This window comes from Alteriqipengyuania halimionae (genome assembly GCF_009827575.1).
Lineage (GTDB): Bacteria > Pseudomonadota > Alphaproteobacteria > Sphingomonadales > Sphingomonadaceae > Alteriqipengyuania_A > Alteriqipengyuania_A halimionae.
Window position 1 is genome coordinate 2,033,233 of record NZ_WTYR01000001.1, and the last position, 14,025, is coordinate 2,047,257.

Annotated in this window: 12 protein-coding genes; 8 read left to right on the forward strand and 4 right to left on the reverse strand. The window is 64.6% G+C overall.

Annotated elements, in window-relative coordinates; all coding sequences use genetic code 11:
- The first annotated feature begins 96 nt into the window (after positions 1-96).
- The gene (locus tag GRI68_RS09855) at positions 97-969 is read left to right on the forward strand and encodes an MBL fold metallo-hydrolase (RefSeq protein ID WP_160617084.1); all 873 of its coding nucleotides are present in this window, start codon (positions 97-99) and stop codon (positions 967-969) included.
- A 28-nt stretch (positions 970-997) separates the two neighbouring features.
- On the opposite strand, the gene GRI68_RS09860 is transcribed toward GRI68_RS09855, so the two are convergent.
- Complete coding sequence (locus GRI68_RS09860; protein WP_456107184.1) at positions 998-2,935, reverse strand: BCCT family transporter; 1,938 nt, start codon at positions 2,933-2,935, stop codon at positions 998-1,000.
- Positions 2,936-3,138: 203 nt separating this feature from the next.
- Between GRI68_RS09860 and nadA the strand changes: the two genes are divergently transcribed.
- The 4 genes from nadA (at position 3,139) to GRI68_RS09880 (ending at position 9,054) form a co-directional block, all read left to right on the forward strand.
- Positions 3,139-4,128 carry a quinolinate synthase NadA gene (gene nadA / locus GRI68_RS09865; RefSeq protein ID WP_160617086.1) on the forward strand — a complete coding sequence of 330 codons (990 nt, stop codon included), beginning with the start codon at positions 3,139-3,141 and terminating at the stop codon, positions 4,126-4,128.
- A gap of 105 nt (positions 4,129-4,233) precedes the next feature.
- Positions 4,234-6,360, forward strand: coding sequence for a prolyl oligopeptidase family serine peptidase (locus GRI68_RS09870; RefSeq protein ID WP_160617087.1), 2,127 nt, complete (start codon positions 4,234-4,236; stop codon positions 6,358-6,360).
- Between the two features lie 61 nt (positions 6,361-6,421).
- On the forward strand, positions 6,422-7,726 hold the full coding sequence (locus tag GRI68_RS09875; RefSeq protein ID WP_160617088.1) for a DUF2254 family protein: 1,305 nt from the start codon (positions 6,422-6,424) through the stop codon (positions 7,724-7,726).
- Positions 7,723-9,054, forward strand: coding sequence for a DUF2254 domain-containing protein (locus tag GRI68_RS09880; protein WP_160617089.1), 1,332 nt, complete (start codon positions 7,723-7,725; stop codon positions 9,052-9,054). Before GRI68_RS09875 ends, GRI68_RS09880 begins: the two co-directional genes overlap by 4 nt.
- Here the strand turns inward: GRI68_RS09880 and GRI68_RS09885 are convergent.
- A complete protein-coding gene (locus GRI68_RS09885) occupies positions 9,051-10,061 on the reverse strand; it encodes a DMT family transporter (RefSeq protein ID WP_325063795.1) in 1,011 nt (336 codons plus the stop codon). The two genes, GRI68_RS09880 and GRI68_RS09885, sit on opposite strands and share 4 nt — an antisense overlap.
- Positions 10,062-10,078: 17 nt before the next feature.
- Here GRI68_RS09885 and GRI68_RS09890 point away from each other — a divergent pair, with 17 nt between their 5' ends.
- Together GRI68_RS09890 and GRI68_RS09895 are read left to right on the forward strand one after the other, a co-directional pair.
- Positions 10,079-11,179: an alkene reductase gene (locus GRI68_RS09890; protein WP_160617090.1), complete on the forward strand. Its 1,101-nt coding sequence runs from the start codon at positions 10,079-10,081 to the stop codon at positions 11,177-11,179.
- Entirely contained in the window at positions 11,179-12,066 is an 888-nt protein-coding gene (locus GRI68_RS09895; RefSeq protein WP_160617091.1) for an HpcH/HpaI aldolase/citrate lyase family protein, read from the forward strand. The genes GRI68_RS09890 and GRI68_RS09895 overlap by 1 nt, the downstream gene beginning before the upstream one ends.
- 26 nt (positions 12,067-12,092) lie before the next feature.
- On the opposite strand, the gene GRI68_RS09900 is transcribed toward GRI68_RS09895, so the two are convergent.
- Entirely contained in the window at positions 12,093-12,485 is a 393-nt protein-coding gene (locus GRI68_RS09900) for a hypothetical protein (RefSeq protein ID WP_160617092.1), read from the reverse strand.
- The gene (gene lipB / locus GRI68_RS09905; RefSeq protein ID WP_160617093.1) at positions 12,482-13,162 is read right to left on the reverse strand and encodes a lipoyl(octanoyl) transferase LipB; all 681 of its coding nucleotides are present in this window, start codon (positions 13,160-13,162) and stop codon (positions 12,482-12,484) included. Before lipB ends, GRI68_RS09900 begins: the two co-directional genes overlap by 4 nt.
- Positions 13,163-13,219: 57 nt before the next feature.
- Between lipB and GRI68_RS09910 the strand changes: the two genes are divergently transcribed.
- Positions 13,220-14,023: a glycerophosphoryl diester phosphodiesterase membrane domain-containing protein gene (locus GRI68_RS09910; protein ID WP_160617094.1), complete on the forward strand. Its 804-nt coding sequence runs from the start codon at positions 13,220-13,222 to the stop codon at positions 14,021-14,023.
- Positions 14,024-14,025: the final 2 nt, after the last annotated feature.

The window sequence follows — 14,025 nt, forward strand, 5'->3', positions numbered from 1 at the left end:
GTTAGGGGGGGCCGGAAGCGCACTCTGCCCACCGCCGCGCGCTCCGGCAAGCGGGAGGAGCGTGACTTGCGCGCCTCGCTTGCTCATATCGCTGCCATGGCAGATATTCCTCCCAAGCCCTGGCCGACCGGCACCTCCGAGCAGATCGAGCCGCTGGTGCGCCGCGTGCTGGCGCCCAATCCCTCGCCCTACACCTATACCGGGACGCAGACCTATCTCGTCGGTGACGGGGCCGAGATCGCGGTGATCGATCCCGGCCCTGACGATTCCGACCACATCGCCGCGCTGGTCGATGCGATCGGCAAGGCCAAAGTGGTGGCGATCATGTGCACCCACACCCACCGCGACCATTCGCCCGCCGCAATCCCGCTCAAGGCGCGGACCGATGCGCCGATAATCGGTTGCGCGCCGCTGGTGCTCGATAGCGACGGCCCCCGCGCCGATGCCCCGTTCGACGCGAGCTACGTGCCCGACCAAGTGCTGGCAGATGGCGACACGGTGTCCGGCGCAGGCTGGACGCTCACCGCGGTCCACACGCCCGGCCATACCTCGAACCATCTGTGCTTCGCATTGAACGAAGGCGGCGCGCTGTTCACCGGCGACCATGTAATGGGCTGGTCGACCAGCGTGGTGATCCCGCCCGATGGCGACATGACCGATTACATGGCAAGCCTCGACCGGCTCTACCGCCGCGAAGACACAGTCTATTACCCCGCCCACGGCCCGGCGATCGAAAAACCGCAGCAATTGGTGCGCGGGATGATCGGCCACCGCCGCCAGCGCGAGCGGCAGATCCTGAAGCTGCTGGCCCACGAACCCCATGCGATCCCCGAACTGGTCGCCAGGATGTACAAGGGGCTGGACGAGCGGCTCGTCGGCGCGGCGGGCAAATCGGTCGAAGCCCACCTGATCGATCTCGAACGACGCGGCGAGGTCGCGCGCGACGGCGAGGCGTGGCGCTCGAGCTGAGGCCGCACCCCGCCGTCCGGCACGCCGGTCAGGTCAGGAACGACACCCGGCGGAAATGGGCGTAGCGATTGAGCAGGTCATGGATCAGCTGCGATTGCGAATAACCGGTCACATCGTGCGAATGTTCACCTTCCGAACTGCTCGCCATCGCCCGATAATGCTTCTTGGTATCGTCCGACGGTTTGCGCGGAGAGGCCCAGGTGAATTCCGGCGTGAGATAGCTTTTGGAGCGCAGATCGTAACGGAAATCGCCGGACTCGCCGTGCGGGACCACCAGGCCGAGATAGCCTTCAGATTCCTCGATCTGCGGCACCAGACCACGCTCTTCGAGCTCGCGCGAGACCTTCTCGAGCGCTTCGCGCGCGGGCCCTTTCAGGAACTCGGAGATCTCGTCGCGCCGGGCCGAATGGGTGATCGCCCGAAGGCGCTGGGTCCAGCGCATTTCGGGATCGAGCGGCGCGGGCGGGATCGAGGCGAAATCCACCGCGCTGGCCACGCCTTCGGTCTGCAAGGCGCGCAGCAAGCCATAACAGATGAAGATCATCACGACTGCGAACGGCAGGGCGCTGGCGATCGCTGCGGTCTGAAGTGCCTCCAGTCCGCCGGCCACCAGCAGCACACTGGCGACACCGCCAGCCGCGAGCGACCAGAACATGCGCTGCCAGACCGGTGAATTCTCGGCCGCGCCGCTGGTGATCATGTCCATCACCAATGCGCCCGAATCCGCCGAGGTGACGAAGAAGGTGATCACCAGGAGGGTTGCGACTGCCGATGTGATCGTCGACCAGGGCAAATGGCCGAGCACTTCGAACAGTGCCAGCGAGACGTCACTGTTCACCACCTGTGCGATCGGCGCGACCCCGGCCATGTCCATTTCGATGCCGGTGTTTCCGAACACCGTCATCCAGGCGAAGGTGAACAGCACCGGCACGATCAGCACGGTGCTGATAAATTCGCGGATGGTGCGACCGCGGGAAATGCGCGCGATGAACATGCCGACGAAGGGCGACCACGCGATCCACCAGCCCCAGTAGAACAGCGTCCAGCTGCCCAGCCAGGGATTGGGTTCGTAGGCGTAGAGTCGGAACGTCCGCTGGACGACCGCGCCGAGATAGGCCCCAATGTTCTGGACGTAGGCCTGAAGCAGGAACACCGTCGATCCCGCCACCAATACGAACAGCAAGAGCCCGATGGCCAGTGTGATGTTGAGTTCGGACAGCCGCTTGATTCCCTTGTCGAGCCCGAGGAAGACCGAACCCGTCGCCAGCAAGGTAATCACCACGATCAGGACCAGCTGCACATAGACGGAGATCGGCGCCCCGAAGAGATCGGCAAGGCCCGCATTGACCTGCATCACGCCCAGCCCGAGCGAGGTCGCCACGCCGAACATCGTGCCGATCACGGCGAAGATGTCGATCGCATGGCCGATCGGCCCGTCGATCTTGCGCCCGATCAGCGGATAGAGCGCCGACCGGATCGTCAGCGGCAGACCGCGCCGGAACGCGAAATAGGCCAGCGCTAGACCGAGCACGACGTAGATCGCCCAGGCATGAATGCCCCAGTGGACGAAGGTAAGCACCATCGCCTGGCGGGCGGAATCAAGCGTGCCGCCCTCGCCCACCGGTGGATTGGAGTAATGCAGCACCGGCTCGGCCACGCCGAAGAAAACGAGGCCGATGCCCATCCCCGCGCTGAACAGCATCGCGAGCCATGAGACATAGCTGTAGTCGGGCTCGCTATCGTCCGGCCCGAGGCGGATATCGCCGTAACGGCTGACCATCAGGAAGATGACGAACAGCAGGAATCCCGCGACCACCGCGATGTAGAACCAGCCGAAATCGGCGACGATGAACGCCTGGACCTTTGTGAAGAGCGCGGCCGCGTGTTCGGAGAACACCGCACCATAAATCGCGAAAGCGAGAATCAGCCCGGCCGAGATGAAGAATACCGGCGGATTGACGTCCATCCGCCATCGCTTGGGGGGAAGTTCGGCTTCGGTCAGGACTGGATCGTTCACGCTTTCTCCGTCGTTTATCATGCGGCCACGTCGTGCGGGGATCGGCGCGATAGCGCAGACGGCGTGGATTTGCCAATCGCAGGAACCTGCTCGCACATCGCCCCGTTGGCTCTATAGAGGCTGCCACACCGCGCCAGACGGGAAAAGACGACATGACCGCAATCGACACCAAACTGCCCACCGGCGACGACCTGCTCGCCGAGATCGACCGTCTGCGCAAAGAGCGCAACGCGGTGATCCTGGGGCATTATTATCAACGCCCGGAAATCCAGGACCTCGCCGATTTCGTCGGCGACTCGCTGGAGCTGTCGCGCAAGGCGGCCGAGACCGATGCCGATGTGATCGCGTTCTGCGGGGTCAAGTTCATGGCCGATACCGCCAAGATCCTGAGCCCGGAAAAGATCGTCGTGCTGCCCGATATGGATGCCGGCTGCAGCCTCGAGGACAGCTGCCCGCCCGACAAGTTTCGCGCGTTCCGCGAGGCGCACCCCGATCATATCGCGCTGACCTACATCAATTGCTCGACCGAGGTGAAAGCCTTGAGCGACGTGATCGTGACGAGCTCCAGCGCCGAGACGATCCTCTCGCAGATCCCCGAGGACCAGCCGATCATTTTCGGCCCCGACCGGCACCTGGGCGGTTATCTCAACCGCAAATACAATCGCGACATGCTGCTGTGGCCGGGTGTGTGCATCGTCCACGAGGCGTTCAGCGAAACCGAGCTGCTGAAGCTGAAGGCGCAATATCCCGGCGCCCCCGTTGCCGCGCATCCCGAATGCCCGCCGCATGTGGTCGACCACGCCGATTATGTCGGCTCGACCAGCGGCATCCTGCAATTCGCGCGCACTTTCGAAGGCGAGACGCTGATCGTCGCGACCGAGCCGCACATCATCCACCAGATGGAAAAGGCGCTGCCGGAAAAGAACTTCGTCGGCGCGCCCGGCGCGGACGGCAACTGCAATTGCAACATCTGCCCCTACATGGCGCTCAACACGCTCGAAAAGCTCTACACCTGCCTGCGCGACCTCGAACCCCGCATCGAGATCGAGGAAGGGCTGCGCCTCAAGGCCAAGCAGAGCCTCGACAAGATGCTCGAAATGGCCAGTGGCACGATCGGCAAGGGCGATCTGGGCAGGGCTTGATCCCCAAATCGTCATCGCGAGGAGCCGCAGACGGAGTCGCAGACGGCCCGAAAGGCCACCCGGCAATTCAGAGTCGCTTGGGATAACTTCCGGAGAGAACACACAATGATCGCACGCCTAGCCCTCGCCACCGCGCTTGTTTGCGCCGCCACCCCCATCGCCGCGCAGGAAACCGACGCCGAGGATTCGTATATCTGGCTCGAGGAAATCCAGGGCGAGCGGGCGCTGGAACAGGTCGATGAATGGAATGCGGAAGCCGAGGCGGTGCTGACTGCGCAGCCGGAGTATCCGATCGCCAAGGCGTGGGCCAAGCAGATCCTCGACGACACCCGCCAGATCGCCATGCCCAGCGCGATCTATGGCGACATGGTCACCAATCTGTGGCGCGATGCGGACAATCCGCGCGGCATCTGGCGGATCGCCAGCCTCGAAAGCTACCGCGCAGGCAATCCCGAATGGCGCACGCTGATCGATGTCGACCAATTGGGCCGCGACGAAGGTGAGAGCTATGTCTGGCATGGCGCGAACTGCCTTGCGCCCGAATATACACGCTGCCTCGTCTCGATTAGCCCCGGCGGCACAGATGCCGACGTGGTGCGCGAATTCGATCTCACCACCGGCACCTTCGTCGAAGGCGGGTTCACCCTGCCGCAGGCCAAATCCAACGTCGCCTGGTTCGATGAGGACACGCTGTTCGTCGGCACCGACGAGGGCGAGGGATCGCTGACCGATTCAGGCTATCCGCGTCTCGTCAAAGTGTGGAAACGCGGGACCGATTTCGCCGATGCGACCCAGATCGCAGAAGGCGAGCAGGCCGATGTCTCGATCAGCGGCTTCTCGGTGCTCGACGGGAACACGCGCTGGCGCTTCGTCAATCGCAGCCCGAGCTTCTGGACCAACGAATATTCGCTGGTGAAAGATGACGGCACGTTGGTGGGGCTGCCGTTCACCAACGACATGGTGTTCGAATCCGTTCTGGACGGGCAGGTCATCGCTCGCCTCAATTCGGTTGCGGCATCGTCTGCGGGCTGGTCCGCGCCTGCCGGGGCGCTGGTGGCATTCGATCTCAACGATATCGCGGCAGGCAAAAAGCCAACGCCCACGGTGGTGTTCCGCCCCAGCGAAAGCCAGGCGGTGGAAGGCGTTGCGACCTCCGAAACCAAGCTCTGGGTCAAGGTGCTCGACGATGTCTCGGGCAAGCTGATCGAGATCACCCCCGGCGCGCAGGGCTGGACCCAGCGCGACATCGATCTGCCGGCCAACAGCACGATCCAGATCGCGCAGACCAGCGGCAAGGGCGACACCGCCTTCGTCACGGTCGAAAGCATGCTCTCCCCTCCGACGCTCTATGCGGTGTCGAGCGACGGCACGCCCTCCGCGATCGCCAGCGAACCGGCGCAGTTCGATCCCTCGAAATTCGAAGTCGAACAGAAATTCGCGACGTCGAAAGACGGAACCAAGGTTCCCTATTACCTCCTCCGCCCCAAGGGCGTTGCTGGACCGCTGCCCACGCTGATCCACGCCTATGGCGGTTTCCGCGCGGCGCAGACGCCCAAATATCTTACCGCCGAACCCTATCGCAGCGGTCCGCTGGGCCTCTTCTGGCTCGAAAGCGGCAATGCCTATGTCCTCGCCAATATCCGTGGCGGCGGCGAATATGGCCCGCGCTGGCACGAGGAAGCGCTGCGTGAAAAGCGCCAGAACAGCTTCGACGATTTGCACGCCGTGGCCGACGATCTGGTGGCGCAAGACCTGACCACGCCGGGCCGGATTGCCGCCTCGGGCCGCTCGAATGGCGGCGTGCTGGTGGGCGCGGTCGCGAACCAGCGGCCGGACCTTTACGGCGCGATCATCAGCGGCAGCCCGCTGATCGACATGCGCCGCTACAACAAGCTGCTGGCCGGCGCTTCGTGGATTGCCGAATACGGCAATCCCGACGTGCCCGAGGACTGGGCCTTCATGCGCGCATGGTCGCCCTATCAGAATATGCAGCCCGATCCCGATTATCCGGCGGTGTTCTATTATCTCTCGACGCTCGACGACCGGGTCCATCCCGGCCATGCGCGCAAGGCTGCAGCCAAGCTCGAACAGTTCGGTCAGACCTTCTACTTCCACGAATATCGCGAAGGCGGCCACTCGGTCGGTGCCGATCACGAGGAAGATGCCAAGCGCGCGGCGATGCTGCTCGCTTTCCTCAATCGCGAGATCGGCAGCGAAAGCGAAACCGAGTAGGCAACCCTTGAGCCTCCCGCGCGTTCATCCCCGGTAAGCGCACGCAACAGGGGAGCAACGCTTGGCTGGCGGGACACCGCTCAAAGGTCTGAGAGCATGGATTCTCCACCGGTTGGTGGCGAATTACTGGTCGTTGCCCGCCGTCGCCGTGCTGGTCGCCCCGCTGGTGGCCGCGCTGGTGCTGGTCGCCGATCGCGCCGGAGCGGGCGCGTGGATGCACGAACGCGGCCTCGGCCTGCTGACATCCTCCGACACTGCCCAGGACCTCACGATCGCGATCGTCGGGGTCGATGCGGCATTTCTCACGCTCTATTGGTCGATCACGCTGATCGTGCTGACATTGGCTGCCGGCAATCTCGGCGTGCGGCTGGTCGATCGCTGGCTCCAGAAAGGCCTGGTACGGCTATCGATGGCCGGGCTGACCTTCTGCCTCGTCTTCTCGATCTTCGTCCTCGCGCGGATCGACCCGCAAAGCCCTGTGATCGACTTGCCGCATTTCGCACTCGGTACGATGCTGGTGTTGCAACTCGTCAATATCAGCATGCTCGGCGTCGCGATCCACGATCTGGGGCGCACGATGTTCATCGATCGCTCGATCGACCATATCGGCACCGCTGCGGCGCAGGTGAGCGTGAAGCTCGAACCCCATCCGCCTTACTCGGGGGAATGGGGCTATTTCCTGCCCGCACCACGCGAAGGCTATGTCGAGGGCATCGACCTCGAACGCATCGCCGAACTGCTGGGCAGCAGCTGTGCCAGGGCGCGCCTGTGTGCGGCACCGGGCAGCCATGTCCTGCGCGGCGAGCCAATCGCGATGTTCGAAAGCGAACCTGACAAGGTCAACGCGATCAGCAAGGCGATCCCGCTCGGCGCGTTCCGTTCGGGGGCTCAGTCTACCGTGTTCGAAATCCGGCTGCTGGTCGAGATCGCGGCGCGCGCACTCTCACCCGGGATCAACGATTTCTACACCGCGCTCGCCTGTGCCGACCGGCTCGCCACCGCCATGGCGGGCCAGGCGGAAAACTGGATCGACGAGGGGATGATGCCCTGCTGGGTAGACGATCCGCGGTTCGAACTGCCGGGACAGGATTTCCGCGGGTTGTTCGATGCTCCGCTCGACCAGTTCCGCCAGGCCGCCGCCGACTACCCCTCGGTCTCGATCCGCATGATCGAGAATTTCGGGCGGCTTTATGCCCTCCTCGAACGCGACGACGCCCCTTGCGGCTTGCGCGACTATCTCAAGCAGCGGGCGCAGGAGATCTGCCAGCACGCAATGGACAATGCCGAACATGACAAGGACCGCAACGCCGTGAAAACTGCCTTTGCCCGTTTCGACGAAGCATCGCCATTGAAGGTGGCGGCATGACCAAGCTTCGCCAGTGGTGGCAGGACATCAACGCCAGCTACTGGTTCCTGCCCGCGTTGTTCTCGGTCCTCGCGCTGTTCCTTGCACTGGGCACGATCTATCTCGACCGGATCGGATGGTCCGAACGGCTGACCGACCTGCCCCAGATCATCCCCGCGCGGCCCGAAGGGGCATCGAACATGCTGACCGTGATCGCCGGCAGCATGATCGGCACTGCGGCAACGGTGTTCTCGATCACGATCGCGGCGGTGGCCTATGCCAGCGGCAATTACGGACCACGCCTGCTGACCAATTTCATGGAGGATCGCGGCAACCAGTTCAGCCTCGCGATCTTCATCTCGACCTTCGTCTACGCGATCACCGTGCTGCGCTCCGTCCGCGCCGAGGACGAGGCGGCCGCCAGTATAGAAGATGCGGTGGCAACGTCGCTTCCCGGCTTCGTCCCGCAATTGTCGCTGCTGGTCGCCTACGCGCTGATGGGACTATCGGTGGCCGTGCTGGTGTTCTTCCTCAACCACATCCCCGCCTCGATCCGGATCAACACCGTGCTCAAGGATATCGGCGCGCGGCTGATCGCCAAGGTTAAAGACCGGTTCCCCGACAAGGATAGCGGGATCGAGCCCGAGAACCGGCCCGAAGGCATCCCGATCCGCGCCCACGGCACCGGCTATATCCAGATTATCGACTATGATGCGCTCGACCAGATCGCGGGCGACCGCGATTGCCATATCGTGATGGCGGTGCGGACCGGCGATTTCGTCCATAACGAGATGATCATCGCCTATTGGGCGGATGAGAGCGATGAGGACGCCGAAGAGGAATGCCCCGATGGCGAAGTGCGCGACTGTTTCGCGCTCGGCAGCCGCCGTACGCCGGGGCAGGACCTGCAATTCCTGATCGACGAACTGGTCGAGATCGGGCTGCGCGCGCTCTCCCCCGGGATCAACGATCCTTTCACCGCGATCACCGCGCTACACTGGCTGGGCGCAGCCACCGCAGAGCTGGGCGGGCGGGACCTGCGCATCCGGGTGAACGGCCACGACGATCCGCATGAGGATCGCGTCGTCACGCTCGACGACGATTTCTCGCATTACGTCCGCCGCGGCTTCGGTTCGATCCGCTCTGGCGTCGCGACCAACCGGATCGCCGCGCTCGCCATGTTCGATGCGCTGCTCAATGCGCGCGGATCGCTCAAGAACGAGAGCCGCGAGAAAATCCTGCGCGATGAAGGCGAACTGCTGGTGCGGCAGGCCCGCGAACATCTGCTCGGCCCCGAACTGGAAACGGTCGAAGCGCGCTATGCAAGGTTCGACCACGCCTTCTCCTAGGGTGAGCGATCCTCGTCGTCCTCATCGGACACGACTTCATCGACGATCCGCGCCGGATCGGCGGCCTTGCTCGAACGGGCGAGCAATAACGCGCCGCCCACCAAGGCCATGCCCAGCGCATCGACCGGCATGATCGCTTCGCCGAAAGCGAACCAGCCGATGGCCGCCGCGATCGCGGGCTGGGTCAGCAGCGCCATCCCGATCACCAGTGGCGGGAAGAACCGGAGCGCGTATACCAGACACCCCTGCCCGATCACCTGGCTCGACAGCGCGAGCCCGATATTGGGCCACCAATCGTCCGGCCACACCGGCTCTCCCAAAGCCAGCGCGATGGCGAGCAGGATCGGCGCGCCGGCGAGGCTCACGATGGTGAGCAGCATCCAGTTCCCCGCTGCGGCCCGCGCGCGTTGGAGGAACAGGATGTAGAAGGTGTAGAACAACCCGGCGAGGATGCAGAACAGGTCCCCTGTCAAATAGCGCGGATCGATCTCGAGACTTCGCCCCAGCAGGATCGCGGCACCGCCGAGCGCCGCGACCACCGCCGCGCATTCCTTGGCGCTCGGCCAGCGTTTCAGCAGGATCAGGCCCCAGGCCATGATCAGGATGCTGCCCGAATTGCCGAACAGCGTCGCATTGCCGAGCCGGGTGCGCTCGATCCCGACATGCCAGCTCGCCAGATCGAGCGCGAAGAACACGCCCGCGGCGGCCACCAGCCACACGATCGCACGGCTCGGCAATGGTTCTCCGCTGCGCTCTCGCCAGGCGAGCAGCGCAAGGAAAGGGAGGGCGATCAGCAACCGCCAGAACCCGGCGGCGACCGGTCCGCTGTCGGCCATGCGCACGAACCACGGCCCCGCAGCGAGCGTCGCATTGCCGATCAGCAGGACCGCGAAGGCGAGGCTGGTCGATGAGGAGGCAGCCACGCTCTCCTGCGATCCCGCCCTTGTCTGCTGCGTTGCATTGACCATCTCGCTCCCGTAGCCGAGCACCAAGCGAAGCCAAGTCACAAAAGGACCCGCCACTCGTGAACGACAGTCTTTTCCAGCCGATCAAGCTCGGGGCGATCGAGATCCCCAACCGCATCCTCATGGCCCCGCTGACACGTGGTCGCGCGACCCTGCCCGGCTCGGTCCCGAACGAGATGATGGCGACCTATTACCGCCAGCGCGCAGGCGCGGGCCTGATCCTGTCCGAAGCGACCGGTATTACCCGCGAAGGCCTCGGCTGGCCCGCCGCGCCCGGCATCTGGAGCGAAGAGCAGGTCGAAGGCTGGAAGATGGTGACCGACGCCGTTCACGATGCAGGCGGTCGGATCGCACTGCAGATGTGGCATATGGGCCGCCTGGTCCATCCCGATTTCCTCGGCGGCGAACCGCCGGTTTCGGCCTCGGCCACTTGCGCGCCCGGCCATGCCCACACGCCCACCGGCCGGCAGGATTACCAGCCCGCCCGCGCGCTCGGTACCGACGAGGTCGCGCGCGTGGTCGCCGATTATGCCAAGGCCGCGGCAAACGCGATGGAAGCCGGGTTCGACGGCGTGCAACTCCACGGCGCGAATGGCTATCTGGTCGACCAGTTCCTGCGCCGCTCGACCAATCTGCGCGATGACAAATATGGCGGCTCGACCGAAAACCGCACCCACTTCCTGCGCGAAGTGCTGGGCGCGCTGATCGGCGAGATCGGTGCCGACCGGGTCGGCCTGCGCCTCTCGCCCAATGGCGAAACGCAAGGCTGCGACGATTTGAGCCCGGCCGACACGTTCGGTGCCGCGGCGGGCGTCGCCGAAGAGCTGGGCATCGCTTATCTCGAATTGCGCCAGCCCGGCGTCGATGGCACCTTCGGCCAAACCGGGGTCCCCAAGCAGGGCCCAATGATCCGCGACATCTTCACCGGCCCGCTGATCTTCAACAGCGATTATGCAGGCAAAGATGCCGATCGCGACGTGCGGCTGGGTCGCTGCGACGCGATCAGTTTCGGCCGCCCCTATATCTCCAATCCCGATCTCGATGTGCGGCTGGAGAAGGGCGCCGATCTGGCCGAGAACGTCAACGTGCCGCAAAGCTGGTATCTGCCCGGCCCCGCAGGCTATATCGATTACCCCACGCTCAACGAAGAGGCCGCCTGATGAAACAGCACCGCTCCTGGATGTTCGTCCCCGCCGACAGCGAGAAGAAGCTGGGCAAGGCGATGGATCTGGGGGCCGATGTCATCATCGTCGACCTCGAGGATTCGGTCGCGCCGCAAAACAAGGCGATGGGTCGCCAGATGGCGCGCGACTGGCTCGAACGCACCCACGCCCAGGCCGAAGCCCCCGAGGCGCCGCAACGCTGGATCCGCATCAACGCGCTCGACACCCAGTGGTGGGCCGAGGATCTGCGCGCGGTCATGCCGGGGGCGCCTGCCGGTATCGTGCTGCCCAAGGCGCTCGGGCCCGACAGCATCAGCCAGGTTGCGGGTGAGCTTTACCAGCTCGAACAGGCGGGCAGTGCGCAGAAGGGCACCACGCGCATCCTCCCGCTGGTGACCGAGACGCCGCAGGCCGCGCTCGGCATTCCGCAATATGCGAGCGCGCAATTGCCGCGCCTGGGCGGGCTGACCTGGGGTGCGGAAGACCTCTCCGCCGCGATCGGCGCGTCGCGCAAGCGCGATGCCGACGGCAACTGGACCGACGCGTTCCGCATGGTCCGCTCACAAATGCTGCTTGCCGCGCATGCGCTGAAAATCCCGGCGATCGACACGCTGTGGGACAATTTCTCCGATCTCGAAGGCCTGGAAAACGCGGCCCGCAACGCCCGCGCCGATGGCTTCGCCGGAATGCTCGCGATCCATCCCAAGCAGGTCGAAGTGATCAACCGCGCCTTCACGCCGAGCGAGGAAGAAGTCGAGGACGCGCGCCGTATCGTCGCCGCCTTCGCCAGCCAGCCGGGTGTCGGCACGCTGTCGCTCGACGGCAAGATGCTCGACCAGCCGCATTTGCAGCTGGCGCGGCGCATTCTCGGGATGGACAGCTAGACCGGAATAATTTTCCGGGCGAAGCCTCAGTTGTCGTCGGTCTTCTTCGGCAGGACCGAGACCGGCGGCGGCGGCGCTTCGCTGGGGGCTGCCTTCGGCGCGGCTTTGGGCTGAGCTTGCGCCTTCGGCTGTGGTTGGGCCGATGGTTCCGGCGCGGGGGCGGCAGGCGCCGGCGCAGCGGGCGCGTCGCCACCGACATCGTCCGCCTCGACAGCATCATCGTCGCTTCCCGTATCCGGAACACTTTCCCCGGTCGGATCGGACGGCGCTTCGCTGCGCAGCTGGTCGAGCGCGATCATGTCGTCGCTGATCGAGCCGGGCAGGACCTCGCCTGAGGCCGTGCCTTCCGCAACCTCGGTATCCTTCTCTCCGCAAGCGGCAAGCGCGAGCGCCAGCAGTGGCAGGGCGTAGCGGATCATGCGTTCACTCCGGTTTGCGTCGGCGGGCACGGCTTGCCCAGCGCGGCGAGGAATTCGTCGGCATGGCGCAGCAGCGCCGCGTCCCATTCCTCTGCCGAAACGCTTTTGCCAAGCCGGGCGAGGCTCGTCACGCCATATTCTTCAATCCCGCACGGGACGATGCCGGTGAAATGCGACAGGTCCGGATCGAGATTGACCGAAAAGCCGTGCATCGTGACCCAGCGTCGCACCCGCACGCCGATCGCGCCGATCTTGGCTTCGGCCCCGTCAACGTCGCGCGTCCAGATTCCGATCCGCCCCTCGGCGCGCCAGCTCTCGACTCCGAAATCGGCCAGCGTCGCGATCACCCAGCCTTCGAGCGCGTGGACAAAGCCGCGCACATCGCGCGCGCGCCTGGTGAGGTCGAGCAGGACATAGCCGATCCGCTGCCCCGGTCCGTGATAGGTGTAGCGCCCGCCCCGTCCAGCGGTCACGACTTCGAAGCGCGGATCGAGCAATTCATCCTCCGCCGCGCTGGTTCCGGCGGTGTAGACCGGCGGGTGCTCGAGCAGCCAGACGAGTTCGCGCGCGCCCTCCTCGCGGATCGCCGCATTGCGCGCGGTCATCTCGGCCAGCGCCGCGCGATAGGGGACGGGCTGCCGCTCGGCGAGCCATTCAATATCGGCATTCTCTTCCATCGCCGATTGCGTGGCGCGGCTCTAACCGCTTATCAAGGGGCAAACGGAAGGAAGTGCATGAAACTCGATCTCGACAAGGCATGGCAGGCGGGCGTCCGCTTCGTGCGCAACAATGCCAGCCTGCTGATGGTGATCGGCGGGCTCACCTTCTTCCTGCCCTCGGCGATCTTCGGGGTTCTCTACCAGCCGCCTGAAATACCGGATGGCGCGACCCTCGAACAACAGCTCGACATCATCGGTGAGTTCTGGCGCGAGACCTGGTGGGTGAACCTGATCGCGCTGATCCTTTCGACGCTCGGATCGCTGTCGATCTATCGGCTAGCCGCCTCGCGCGACGACCGGACGGTGAGCGGGGCGCTTCACGATGCGCTGAGAGGGTTTTTTCCGATGGTAGCAGCCTCGCTTCTGGTCGGCCTGCCGATCGGTCTGCTGTTCGGACTCATTTTCGGCATAGGGGGCTTGGCCATATTGCTGGTCCTGTTCGCCATCCCGTTCGCGATCTGGCTGTCGATGCGCATGATGCTCGCCGGGCCGGTTTTGATGGCGGAAGGCGATCTCAATCCGGTTCGTGCACTGAAGCGCTCGTTTGCGATCACCAAGGGCAACAGCCTCAGGATTTTCTTCTTTATCATCCTGATCGCCATCGGGGCGATGATCGCGCTGGCCGTTGTCGGCAGCATCCTGGGATTGATTTTCATCGCGATCGCGGGCGCGGATATCGGTCAGAACCTCACGACCATCGTCGTCGCGGTGCTCGAAAGCGCCGTGACCGTGGTGGTGATCGCCTGCGTCGCGATGATCTACCGCCAGCTTGCCGCGCCGAAGGCGAGCGCCGCGGGCGTGCCCAAATCGGGCGAGTAAGG

Coding starts and splice junctions, on each gene's coding strand:
- GRI68_RS09855 (WP_160617084.1), top strand. CDS start 97: ATGGCAGATATTCCTCCCAAGCCCTGGCCGACCGGCACCTCCGAGCAG.
- GRI68_RS09860 (WP_456107184.1), bottom strand. CDS start 2,935: ATGGACGTCAATCCGCCGGTATTCTTCATCTCGGCCGGGCTGATTCTC.
- nadA (WP_160617086.1), top strand. CDS start 3,139: ATGACCGCAATCGACACCAAACTGCCCACCGGCGACGACCTGCTCGCC.
- GRI68_RS09870 (WP_160617087.1), top strand. CDS start 4,234: ATGATCGCACGCCTAGCCCTCGCCACCGCGCTTGTTTGCGCCGCCACC.
- GRI68_RS09880 (WP_160617089.1), top strand. CDS start 7,723: ATGACCAAGCTTCGCCAGTGGTGGCAGGACATCAACGCCAGCTACTGG.
- GRI68_RS09895 (WP_160617091.1), top strand. CDS start 11,179: ATGAAACAGCACCGCTCCTGGATGTTCGTCCCCGCCGACAGCGAGAAG.
- GRI68_RS09900 (WP_160617092.1), bottom strand. CDS start 12,485: ATGATCCGCTACGCCCTGCCACTGCTGGCGCTCGCGCTTGCCGCTTGC.
- lipB (WP_160617093.1), bottom strand. CDS start 13,162: ATGGAAGAGAATGCCGATATTGAATGGCTCGCCGAGCGGCAGCCCGTC.
- GRI68_RS09910 (WP_160617094.1), top strand. CDS start 13,220: ATGAAACTCGATCTCGACAAGGCATGGCAGGCGGGCGTCCGCTTCGTG.